General features: G+C 76.5%; 8 protein-coding genes. 5 read left to right on the plus strand and 3 right to left on the minus strand.

Features of this window, described 5'->3' with window-relative positions:
* Positions 1-27 precede the first annotated feature (27 nt).
* The gene (locus tag ABID81_RS13165; RefSeq protein WP_354595242.1) at positions 28-1,140 is read right to left on the minus strand and encodes an LCP family protein; all 1,113 of its coding nucleotides are present in this window, start codon (positions 1,138-1,140) and stop codon (positions 28-30) included.
* 135 nt (positions 1,141-1,275) lie between these two features.
* Here ABID81_RS13165 and ABID81_RS13170 point away from each other — a divergent pair, with 135 nt between their 5' ends.
* Positions 1,276-2,604 (plus strand): GNAT family N-acetyltransferase, encoded by a 1,329-nt coding sequence (locus ABID81_RS13170; protein ID WP_354595243.1) that lies wholly within the window; start codon positions 1,276-1,278, stop codon positions 2,602-2,604.
* Here ABID81_RS13170 and ABID81_RS13175 read toward each other — a convergent pair.
* Complete coding sequence (locus ABID81_RS13175; RefSeq protein ID WP_354595244.1) at positions 2,595-2,870, minus strand: hypothetical protein; 276 nt, start codon at positions 2,868-2,870, stop codon at positions 2,595-2,597. The genes ABID81_RS13170 and ABID81_RS13175 overlap by 10 nt on opposite strands.
* A 229-nt stretch (positions 2,871-3,099) precedes the next feature.
* Between ABID81_RS13175 and ABID81_RS13180 the strand changes: the two genes are divergently transcribed.
* From ABID81_RS13180 to ABID81_RS13195, 4 genes are all read left to right on the plus strand, one after another.
* Positions 3,100-4,482: a globin domain-containing protein gene (locus ABID81_RS13180; protein WP_354595245.1), complete on the plus strand. Its 1,383-nt coding sequence runs from the start codon at positions 3,100-3,102 to the stop codon at positions 4,480-4,482.
* 177 nt (positions 4,483-4,659) lie between these two features.
* Positions 4,660-5,355: a PadR family transcriptional regulator gene (locus tag ABID81_RS13185; protein WP_354595246.1), complete on the plus strand. Its 696-nt coding sequence runs from the start codon at positions 4,660-4,662 to the stop codon at positions 5,353-5,355.
* A 23-nt stretch (positions 5,356-5,378) separates the two neighbouring features.
* On the plus strand, positions 5,379-6,080 hold the full coding sequence (locus tag ABID81_RS13190) for an ABC transporter ATP-binding protein (RefSeq protein WP_354595296.1): 702 nt from the start codon (positions 5,379-5,381) through the stop codon (positions 6,078-6,080).
* The gene (locus tag ABID81_RS13195) at positions 6,077-8,980 is read left to right on the plus strand and encodes an FtsX-like permease family protein (RefSeq protein ID WP_354595247.1); all 2,904 of its coding nucleotides are present in this window, start codon (positions 6,077-6,079) and stop codon (positions 8,978-8,980) included. The genes ABID81_RS13190 and ABID81_RS13195 overlap by 4 nt, the downstream gene beginning before the upstream one ends.
* 29 nt (positions 8,981-9,009) lie before the next feature.
* Here the strand turns inward: ABID81_RS13195 and ABID81_RS13200 are convergent, their stop codons facing one another.
* Positions 9,010-11,505, minus strand: coding sequence for a S8 family serine peptidase (locus ABID81_RS13200; protein WP_354595248.1), 2,496 nt, complete (start codon positions 11,503-11,505; stop codon positions 9,010-9,012).
* Between the last annotated feature and the right edge of the window lie 53 nt (positions 11,506-11,558).

Here is an 11,558-nt window from a genome sequence, read left to right on the forward strand (position 1 = left end):
GGCCGCGAGGCCCCGTCGACCGGCCCGTCAGCCCGCCGGCGAGGCCGAGGAGGCGCCGGCCAGGTAGTCCGCGACCGTGTCGTCGCGCAGGGCCTCGCGCAGGGCGTAGAGCCGGTCGACGTCGAACGAGACGTAGGACTGCCCGTCCGCCGAGGTGCCCCCGCCCGACGTCGCCATCGTGAACGTCGACAGGTCGGACGGCCTCAGGCCACGGGCGCTCCAGGCGATCTCGGCCATGCGGGTCGGCGTCAGGCCGGCGTCGACGGCGACGTGGTCGGCGGTCGCGGCGACGAACGCCGAGAGGGCGGCCGGGTCGGTGAGGGTGTGGCGGTCGAGCACACCGCCGACGAGACCGCGGACGAAGGCCTGCTGGTTGCGCACCCGCTGGTGGTCGGCCTCGGCGAAGGACTTCCGTTCGCGGACGAAGGCGAGGGCCTGCTCGCCGTCGAGGTGGTTCTCACCCCGGACGAACTCGTGGCCACCCGCCCGGAACGTCCGCTCGCTGACGACGTCGACGCCACCGAGCGCGTCGGTCATCGCCTCGAAGCCGGCGAAGTCGACCTCGGCCACGTGGTCGATGCGCGTCTGGAGCAGCTGCTCGACCGTCTGCACGGTCAGCGGCACGCCGCCCCAGCTGTAGGCGGCGTTGATCTTGGCCATGCCGTGACCCGGCACGTCGACCCACGTGTCGCGCATGATCGACATCACGTAGGCGGCGCTGCGGTCGGCGGGCAGGTGGACCAGCATCATCGAGTCGGAACGCCCCGAGGCCCCGGCGTCACGCGTGTCGGAGCCGAGCAGCAGCACGTGGAGGGCTCCGTCGTCGACCGGGGCGGGCCGGTCGGCCTCGGCGGGGAAGGCCGCGCGGATCGTGGTCGCGCCGTCGTCCCACGTGCGGGCGAGGTGCACCAGGTACCCCGCCCCGACGCCGAGGACCAGCGCGGGCACCCCGACGAAGACGACCAGGGCGGCCACGAGGGTGGCGACGACGCGGCGACGACGCCGACGGCCGCGTCGACGGGCCGACCGCTCGCCTCGGGACGGCGGCGGGTCGGTGGTGGCGGGCCCGGCGAGGCCGAGTCGGTCGAGCGCGTCCCCGGCGGGGGCGGCGGGTCCGGACGGGTGCTGGTCGGAAGTCATCCTCATATTGTATTTTATATCCGAGAATGCGACAAGGTGCGGGGCGGGAGGCGCGGTGACGGCCGGCACCGCGCCTCCCGGGGGCTCCGCCTCGCGGACGACGACAGCGTCGGCGGTGGTCCGTAGGCTGGCCCGGTGAGCACCCTCGACGACGACTACGACATCCGCACCTTCGCGGCCGCGCTCGACCCCGAGGCGGGCGACGGGTCACCCCGCGCCGACGCGGCGACCGCCGCCTGGGTCGCCGCCGAGTCGATGGGGTTCCACGAGCCCGCGGCGGACGACGACGCCCTGGGCCGCTCCGCCCGGCGACTCGTCGCCGACGGTCGGCGCCTGACCGGCGTCTACCGTCGAGACGCGAACCCGGGCTCGCTCGACGCCGAGGGCCGCCCCGTCGCCACGTTCACCTCGTTCGACAAGACCCTGCACGTCGGCGGTGGCCGCCTCGTCGAGGCCGACCTCGTCGCCGGCGTGACGGTCCAGCCGACCCACCGACGCCGCGGCCTGCTGCGTCGCATGATCACCGACGACCTCGCGAGGGCGAGGTCGGCGGGCACCCCGGTCGCCGCGCTCACCGCGAGCGAGGGCTCGATCTACCGTCGCTTCGGCTTCGGCGTGGGGGTCCGCGAGCGCACGGTCGAGGTCGACGTGCGTCGGGCCGGCGGCCTGTTGAGCGAGCCCGAGGGCAGCACCGAGCTCGTCACCCCGGCCTCGCTGACCGAGACAGCACCCGCCGTCTTCGCGCGCTTCCACCGCCGCACCCCGGGGTCGATCGACCGTCACGAGGGCTCGTGGGACAACGTGCTCCGCCGCGAACGGGCCGACGGCACCCCCGACCCCGCCGTCCGGGCCGCGGTCCACCGCGACGCGACCGGGGCGGTCGACGGCTACGTCACCTACCGGGTGGACTCGATCGGCGGGGGCCCGGGTTCGACCGGCACGCAGACCCTCGTCGTCATCGACCTCGTCGCCGCCACCGACGACGCGTACCTGGGGCTGTGGCAGCTGCTGCTCGCCGTCGACCTGGTCGCCACGGTGCGGTACCCGAACGCCCCGCAGCACGACCCCCTCGCCCACGCGCTGGTCGACGGGCGAGCGCTGACGATCGTCCACGACGAGGACCACGTGTGGTTCCGCGTCCTCGACCCCGTCGCCGCCCTGCAGGCCCGGCCGTGGGCCGCCGACGGCGTGGTGACCGTCGCGATCGGCGACTCGCTCGGGCACGCGGCGGGCACCTACCGCATCACGAGCGAGGGCGGCGACGCCACCGTCAAGAAGGCCGCCGTGCGCCGTGCCGACCTCGAGCTCGACGTCGCGACGCTCGGCTCGCTCTGGCTCGGCGGCTTCGACCCGGTCACCCTGGCCGCGGCCGGCCTCGTGCGCGAACGGCGGAAGGGCGCCGTCGCCCGGCTGCGGGCGATGCTGACCCCCGAGCGCCCGGTGCACGGCATCACCTACTTCTGACGCCGCGCCCCTCCGGCCACCCCGGCCAGGGCACCGGCCGTGCCGGCCAGCAGCATGATCGTGGTCGCCGTCGCCAGCTCTCGCGGGTCGGCCGCGAGCGACCGGAAGCCCGCGACCAACGTGGCGGGGCCCACCGCCGCGCCCCCGCGGGTCGAGAGCACCATGACGGTGCCGCCACCCACCACGCTGGCCGACGCGGTCACGGTGGCGGCGACCACGGCGCGGGCGACGGGGCGGTGACGGAGCAGGGCGAGGGGCGACAGCACGGCGGCTCTTTCGACGGACGAGAACGTGGGTTATCTATATCACGCCCCGCCCGCACCGGGCACCCGCACGTGTCACCTCGGCCCCCCCGGCACGCCGAGCCGAGGAGGCACGAGGTCGTTCGACGCCGAGCCAACCGTCAGGGGGCGCACGGGGCCGCACGCCAGAATCGGCTCGAGGTGCCGCCCCGGCGACCGGCACCCTCGTCACCCCGAGAGCGGAGGGACCCGCATGGCGAGCACGGCCCAGCTGCGAGCGCTGCGCGCCTCGCTGCCCGTCGTCGCCGAGCGCGCCCCGGCCCTCGCCGACGACTTCTACCGCCGGCTGTTCGCGGCCCGTCCCGACCTGCTGCGCGACCGGTTCAACCGGGGCGACCTGGCCCAGGGGCGGCAGCAGCGCGAGCTGGCCCGCACGATCGTGGCGCTGGCCGAGGCGGTGCTCGAGGCGGCCCCGGGGTCGACGTGGGCCGCGGACGCCGACCGGCACCGCGCCTCCTCGGGTGGCGGCGCAGACCGGCACCGCGCCTCCTCGGACGGCGGCACCGCCCGGCAGGCGGGGGCGCCGACCCTCGCCCCCGCGACGCCCGGTGAGATCGTGTCGCGACTGGCCCAGCGGCACGCCGCCCTCGGCGTCACCCGCGACGAGTACGACCTGTTCGGTCGGCACCTCGCCGAGTCCCTCGCCGCCACCCTCGGCGCGGAGGCCACCCCGGCGGTCGTCGACGCCTGGGCGGAGGTGTACCGCGCGGCCCGCGACGAGATGGTCGCGATCGTCGAGGCGATCTACCGGCAGGCCGACCTCGAGCCGGGCGAGGAGTGGCGCGAGGCCCTCGTGACGGAGCGGCGGGTCGAGGCCGAGGACGTCGTCGCGCTGACGCTCGTCTCGGCCGACAGCGAGGCCCTGCCCCGGTACCGCGCGGGCCAGTTCGCCTCGGTGCAGGTGCGGCTGGCCGACGGGGCCCGGCAGATCCGGCAGTACAGCCTGCGCGGCGGACCCGACGAGCAGTGGCGCATCAGCGCGCGGTTGCTGGTCGGCGAGCGGCCCGCCCCCGACGGCGAGGTCTCGTCGTACCTGATGCGCGAGCTGCGGGTCGGCGACGTCGTGAGCGTCTCGCCGCCGATCGGGTCGTTGACCATCGACGACCTCGACGACGCGCCGCTCCTGTTCGTGTCGGCGGGCATCGGCTGCACGCCCGTGCTCGGCATGCTCGACCACCTGGCCCGCACCGAGCCCGACCGGCACGTGACCGTCCTGCACTTCGAGCGCACGCCCGAGCGGCACGCCCACCGGGTCGAGCTCGAGGCCCTCGTCGCCTCCATGCCGAACGCGACCCTGCGCGTCAGCTACACGCAGGGGTCGCTGTCGGCCCTCGGCGCCCTGGCCGAAGCGTCGATCGACGGGCCGGGGGTCTACCTCGACCCGATCGACCTCGACCGGGTCGACCTCACGCCGGCGCACCGGGTCTTCTTGTGCGGACCCGTGCCGTTCATGGCCATCGCCCGAGCCGCGCTGATCGGCCACGGGGTCGACGCCGAGCGCGTGCACTACTTCGTCTTCGGGCCGGACGACGGCAGCGTGACCGGTGCCGACACCGGGCTGCGCGGGCTCGGATAGCCCGCGCGGGCCCGGGTGGGGCCGGGCGGGCTCGGGTCGGCATTTGGCGGTGCCGTCGGCTCGGGGCATACTCGGTATGCACGGTCGCCGGGGGTGGGGGTCGCGCCACGTGACACGGGTTGCGCGACGAGAAGCGGAGGGCTCCATGGCGGGACGACCAGGCGACGTGGGCACCTCGTGACCGTCAGGCTCGGGTTGCTGGCGATCCTCGACCAGGCTCCCGGCTACGGGTACCAGCTGCGCAGCGAGTTCGACCGACGCACCGGGTCGACGTGGCCGCTGAACGTCGGCCAGGTCTACTCGACGCTCGAACGTCTCGACCGCGACGGCCTCGTCGAGAGGGACGACCCGACCGACGGCGCGGCCACCGACGGCGCCTCCACCGGCGACCGGGTCGCACCGGGCGACCAGCACCGGCTCTGGCGCATCACCGAGGCCGGCCGCGCCGAGGTCGCCCGCTGGCTCGCGTCGGCGGTCGACAGCCCCGACGCGACCCGCGACGAACTGCCGCTCAAGTTCGCCCTCGCCGCGACGCTGCCCGGGGTCGACGTCGTGACGCTCGTGCAGACCCAGCGCCGCGCCTCCCTGGCGAAGCTGCAACGCCTGACCCGTGGCAAGCGGGCGGGCGGCGACCCGGGCGCACCGGGCGAGTTCGCCTGGCAGCTCGTCGTCGACTCGATGATCTTCGCGGCCGAGGCCGAGGTGCGCTGGCTCGACCACGTCGAGTCGCGCGTGCGCCGGGCGTCGCTCGCCGAGCGGCAGTGGGCGGTCGACGCGACGCCGGGCTCGCCGACGGCCGGCCCGACGACGACCGCGCGGGTCGCGGCCGGGTCCGACCGGGCGCGCGGCGAGACCCTCCGGGGCCGGTCGTGACGGGCCGCGCCGAGGTGCTGACCATGCTCGCCGTCCGGCACGAGCACGGCAGCGGCGACCTCGCCCGCACCGCCCTCGACGGAGTGAGCCTGACCGTGCACGAGGGCGAGCTCGTCGCCGTGATGGGCGCCTCGGGGTCGGGCAAGTCGACCCTGCTGGCGATCGCCGGCGGGCTGACCACGCCGACCGCCGGCCACGTGCAGGTCGACGGCACCTGGCTGGCCGACCTGAGCCCCGCCGAGGTCGCGCGGGTGCGCCGACGGTCGGTGGGCTTCGTGTTCCAGCAGTTCAACCTCGTGTCCACCCTCACGGCGGCCGAGAACGTGGCCCTGCCGCTCGAGCTCGACGGCATCGGGGCCAAGGCCGCCCGCCGCGCCGCCGACGACGCCCTCGCGAGCCTCGGCCTCGCCGGTCGGGGCCGGGCGTTCCCCGCCGAACTGTCCGGTGGCGAGCAGCAGCGCGTGGCGATCGCCCGTGCGCTCGTCGGCAGTCGACGCCTGGTGCTCGCCGACGAACCGACCGGAGCCCTCGACAGCACGACCGGCGACGAGGTCATGGCCCTGCTGCGCGAGCGCGTCGACGCCGGGGCCGCCGGGCTGCTCGTGACGCACGACGCCCGCCACGCGGCCTGGGCCGACCGCATCGTGTTCCTGCGCGACGGGCGCCTGGTCGACGAGTCGGCGCCGCGCGGCCCCGAGTCGCTGCTGGCTCCGGAGGCGCGGTGACGGTGGGCCGCGAGGGGTCGCGCCCCGGTCACGGCCCCGCGCCGCAGCGGGCCCGGGCCGCGGTGCCCGAGCGTGACGGCCGCGGTCGCGCGGGCCGCGCCTCCTCGTCCGCCGTCGACCTCGTCGCCCGGCGGCAGGTGCTCAAGCGCCTGCGACAGTACGTGATGGTCGTGCTGTTGATCGCCCTGCCGGTCGCGGGGGCGTCGGGCGCGGCCGTGCTGGTGGCCAGCGCGCAGCCGACCACGGCACAAGAGATCGAGGCGACCCTCGGGCGGACGGCGGCGCGGGTGCAGTGGACGGGCTCCGAGACCCGCCAGTCCCCCGAGACGACGAGCCAGGCCCAGGGCGACCCCGTCGCCTGGCGGCCGGTCGACGACGTCGTGCCGGGCGTCGACCGCGTCCTCACGCTGCGCACGGTCTACACGAGGGTCGGCACCACGTCGGCCAGCGTCGTCCTCGGCCCGGTCACCGACCCGGCCTTCGACGGCCGCTACCGACTCGACGGGGGTCGTGCGCCCGTGCGTGCCGACGAGGTGCTGGTCACGCCGGGCCTCGCCCGTGACGCCGACCTGACCGTCGGGTCGACGACCACGCTGCACCACCTCGTCGGCACCGACGGGCCGCGCGACGTCGAGGTCCACGTGGTCGGCGTGCTCTCGCAGCGGGACGGCCCCGAGCAGCAGGTGTTCGCCCCGGAGGCGCTCTCGCCCCCAGCGGCCGGGGCCCCCGACCCGGGCGACCCCTCCACCGAGCAGTACTTGGTCGGGCAGGGCGTGGACTGGTCGGAGGTCCGTGCCCTGGGCCGCGCGGGCTACGTCACCTGGTCGGCCGACGTCGTCGCCGACCCGCCCGCGCCCGGCACCCCGGGCGTCATGAGCGACGTGGACGGCAACGCCGGCACTTACGCCGCCCTGGGCCTCGTCTTCGCCGTGTTCGCCGGGGCCGAGGTGGCCCTGCTCGCCGGTGCGGCCTTCGGCGTCGGTGCACGGCGACAGCGACGCACCCTGGCGGTCCTCGCGGCCGTGGGCGCCGACCAGCGCACGCTGACGCGCGTCGTGGCCCGCCAGGGGGTCTGGGTCGGCGTGGTCGCGGCCGTGACCGGCCTCGCCGTCGGCGTCGACGTCGGCATCGCCGCCGTCGCACTCGCCCTCCGGTCCGGGGTCGACCTCGGGCCGTTCCGCCTCTGGGGCGTGCACGTGCCCGGCGTCGTCGTCGCGGGCATCGGCCTCTTCGCCGTGCTCGTGTCGTGGATCGCGGCGGTCGTGCCCGCCCGCCGCGCCGCCCGCGTCGACGTGACGGCCTCGCTGCGGGGCGGCACGACCGCCGGTGCGACCCGGGTGCCCCGGGCACCCGGGGCGCCCAGGGCACCTCGTCAATTCCGACGACCGGTCGTCGCGGGAGCCCTCGTGGCCGTCGGCGCCCTCGCGTGCCTCGGGGCCGGCTGGGTCTCGTACGGCACCTCGGTGGCGGTCGGCTCTGGCTGGTGGTGGGCCGGGTTCGCGGGGCTCGCGGTCGCGGCGGTGACGGCCCTGGTCGGGGTGCTGCTGCTCGTGCCAACCCTGCTGCACGCGCTCGGCCGGTCGTCCACCCGCGCCCCCGTGCCGCTCCGCCTGGCCCTGCGCGACGCGACCCACGGCGTCGCCCGCACCGCCCCCGCCGTCGCCGCCGTGACCACGGCCGTCTTCGTGGCCGTGTTCGGCGCCTCGATGTCGACGGCGGCCTCGCAGCAGTCGAGCCGCTCGACGTACGTGCCCTTCCCCGACGGCACGGTCGCCGTCGCCTACGACCTCTCCGCCGACCTCCGGGTGCCCGCCGGCTCGCCCGAGGCCGAACGCCTCGACCAGGCCGCCGTCGCCGCGGTGGCCCGTGAGCTGCCGGTCACCTCCGAGGTGACCTGGCTGACGCCGGTGCCGGGCGACTTCGACTCGAGCGGTTCGTCGGTGCCGGTCGAGGCCGTCACCCCCTGGGCCGTCGTGCACGTGCCCGACGGCTGCGACGCGTCCGGCGGTCGCCTGAGCGGCCTGTCGAGCCGCGAGATCGAGCGCATCACCCGGGCCGACCCGGCCTGCACGTTCCCGCTCGGCGGGTCGTCGTACGACAACGTCGTGGTGACGGACGACCGTGGCCTCGAGGTGGCCCTCGGCGCGGAGCCGAGTGCGGCCGCGCGGGCGGCCTTCGACTCGGGCGGGGTCGTCGCCTTCGACCCCTCGCTCGTCGTCGACGGGCGGGTCACGATCGGCCTGGCCTCGCCGGACGAGGTCGCCCGGGGCCACGACCTCTCCACCCCGTCCCGGTCCCTGACGCTCGAGGGCATCGTCCAGCGGCCGACCTCGTTCACCGACGGAGCCGTCGTGATGAGCGTCGAGACCGCCCGGGCCGCGGGGTTCGCCCTCGACCAGGAGGCCGTCGTGCTGACGCTCGACCGGCAGCCGACGACCGACGAGCTGACGAGGGTCGGCGCCGACGTCACCGCGGCGACCGACGGACGAGCCTCGCTGCAGAGTTCGTCCTACGGCTCGCCGTTCGACCTCGGGCTGGTCGTGGCGCTCGTCGCCGCCGCCCTCGTGTTGGCGGCGGCGGCCGCCGTCGCCCTGGGGCTGGCCCGGGCCGAGGGCCTGAGCGACCAGATCACCATGCAGGCCGTCGGCGGCACCGATCGACAGCGGCGGGCGATGTCGTTCTGGCAGGGAGTGGTCGTCGTGGGCCTCGGCGCGGCGCTCGGCACGGTGCTCGGCCTGGTGCCCACGGCGGCGATGGTCTGGGCCGCCGACCTGCCCTTCGCACCGCCGTGGTGGGCGCTGGCGGTGGTGGTCGTCGTCCTGCCGCTCGTGGTCGCCGCGGGCAGTGCCGTGACCAGCCGCCGCCCCGCCTCGCTCGTGCGGCGGCCCGTGCTCGACTGAGGGCGACCGCGGGCCCGTCGAGCCGGCGCTCAGCGGTCGGCGGCCTCGCGGGGGCGGCGGCCCGCGACGAGACCCACGACTCCGAGGGCGACGACCAGCAGCGCCGCGAGCGCCACCGGCCGGGGCTCGGAGCCCGTCCAGGCGAGCGAGTCCGAGGAGGCGCGGGCCGACTCGGCGGGCAGCGCGCGACCCCGGCCCCCCGCGTCCTCGACGACGGGCCTGACGCCGCCCACCGGCGCGACGGCGGGATCGGACGGAGACGTGCCGGGCCCGGCGGGCAGGCCGCCGTCGCCCTCACCCTCGCCCTCGCCCTCGCCCGGGACGGGTGCCGGAGTCTGAGCCGCGTCGACGCCGAAGGGCACGACCTGGCCGGTCGCCGACACGACGTCGTCCACGGTCCGCATGACGGCCGAGACCTGCCACTCCCCCGCGTCGAGGGCGTCGACCGTGGCTCGGAACGATCCGTCCTGCTCGGCCCGGACCGTGAGGGACGTGGTGCCGCTCGCCCCCGCTGACGAGGTGGGGGCTGAGGACGCGGCGGTCGACGACGCGGGGGCTGACGACGTGGGGGCTGACGTCGCGAAGGTGGACGGGGTCGTGCCCGCTGCGGGCTCGACCGTGACGGTGACGAGAGCGGAGTCGAGGGCCGTGCCGGTGACGACCAGCGGCTGCCCCGACGGCGACCGGGCGCCCGCGAGCGGTGACGTGACCACCGGGCCGGCCAGCGCCTCCTGCACCTCGACGGTGACGGTGGTGGTCGCCCCCGACGAGCCGACCGCGTCGAGGGTGAGCCGGCCGACCGGGGTCTGCGGCGAGAGACGGACGGGCAGCTCGACCCGGCCGCGGGCGTCGGCCACGGCCGGGGTCGCCTCGGCGATCGCGGCGGACCGGACCTCGACGGTCTCTCCGGGCGTGAAGCCGGCCCCGCGCAGCGCGGCGGCGGCCCCGGCCTGCAGGGTGCCGTCGGGGGCGGCCACGATCGGACCCCGCCCGAGGTCTTCGGTCACGGCCGCGAAGGCGTCGACGAGCCCGGCCCCGAAGTACTCGGCCGGCACCTGGCCGCCGGCCTGCCGGTCGAGCAGCGCGGCCAGCTCGGCCGGCGTGGCATCGCGGTGCACGGAGGCCAGCAGGGCCGCGACCCCGGCGACGTGCGGGGCCGCCATCGAGGTGCCGCTGAGCGCCGCGAACCCGCCGCCCGGGACGGTGCTGACGACCGCGACCCCGGGGGCCGTCAGGTCGACGACGCCGTCGCCGTAGTTCGAGAAGCGCGACTTCTCGATCGCGCCGCCGAGGCCCTGTTGGGCCGACGAGACCGCGACGACCCCCTCGGCCTCGGCCGGCAGCTGGACGCAACCCCGCGACACGTCGCGCCCCGTGATCGGGGTCGAGTCGTTCGGGCTATGCGAGTCGGTCGTCTTGTGGGCCAGGTCGACGGCGACGGCCCCGGTCGCGGCGTTGCCGACCGCGGCCACGTCGAGCACGCCCTCGTGCTGCGACCAGGCGACGGCCCGGCGGACCGCCTCGAGGGCTGCCGCCTGGTCGGAGTCGCCCGTGCACCAGGCGGCCCACGGGTCGACGAAGAAGCTGGCGTTCGTGACGTCCATGCCCTGCTCCGCCGCCCACATGTAGCCGCAGATCGCGTACTCGGGATAGATGAAGCCGTCGGCGTCGACGACCTTGACGCTCGCCAGGCGCACGCCGGGTGCGACGCCGACCACCCCGCGACCGTCGTCGGCCGCGGCGATGATGCCCGCGACGTGCGTGCCGTGCTCGCGGGTGCTCGTCGACGCCCCGGGCGACGGCGACCAGGCGGAGGGGGCGGTGTCGGCGACGCCGTCGACGCTGCAGCCCACCGACGCCGTCGGGTCGACCTGCGAGGCGAGGTCGGGATGCGTGGCGTCGACGCCGCTGTCGAGCACGCCGACCAGCACGTCCGGGCTGCCGGGCTGGACGGCCCGGGCCTCTGCGGCGTGCACGGCCTGGTCGTTCCACTGCCGCTGCTCAGCGGGGTCGGCGACGTCGGCGGCCTGCGTGGCCTCGTCGTCGACCTGCCCGACCAGGCCGGTCGACTGCACGCCGCCCGCATCGGCGGCGTTCGTCGCGCGGACGGCGGCCGTGCGGGTCGGCCCCGCGGACTCGACGGACGAGGAGGCGCGGACCCGGTCGACGAAGTCGGCCCCGGTCGAGCGGGCGGTCACCACCCCGATCTCGTCCCAGGCCGCGAGGACCGTGCCCCCGGCCGCGACCACGGCCGCGGCGGCAGCCGCGGTCGCCGCCTCGCCGGGCGCCGAGTTCACGACGTAGTTCATGGCGCCGACCGCGACGGCTGCGGACGCCGTGGGCGACGTGGCGACCGGAGCCGCACTCGACACCCGCGCGGACAGCACGGGCGTCGTCGGAGCGGACGGCACGGCGTCGGCGGCGAAGGCCGTGACCGGGGCGAGCACGAGGACCCCGGCCAGCGCGACCCCCACCAGCGCACGGATCGACCGGCGGGCGGAGGGGCGTCGGCGTGGGCTGGTCACCTGGCCACGATAGGCGGCGCCGAGTCACGACGGGGTCACGATCGTCCGACCTG

Origin of the sequence: Frigoribacterium sp. PvP054 (assembly GCF_040547465.1) — a bacterium.
Taxonomy (GTDB): Bacteria; Actinomycetota; Actinomycetes; order Actinomycetales; family Microbacteriaceae; genus Frigoribacterium.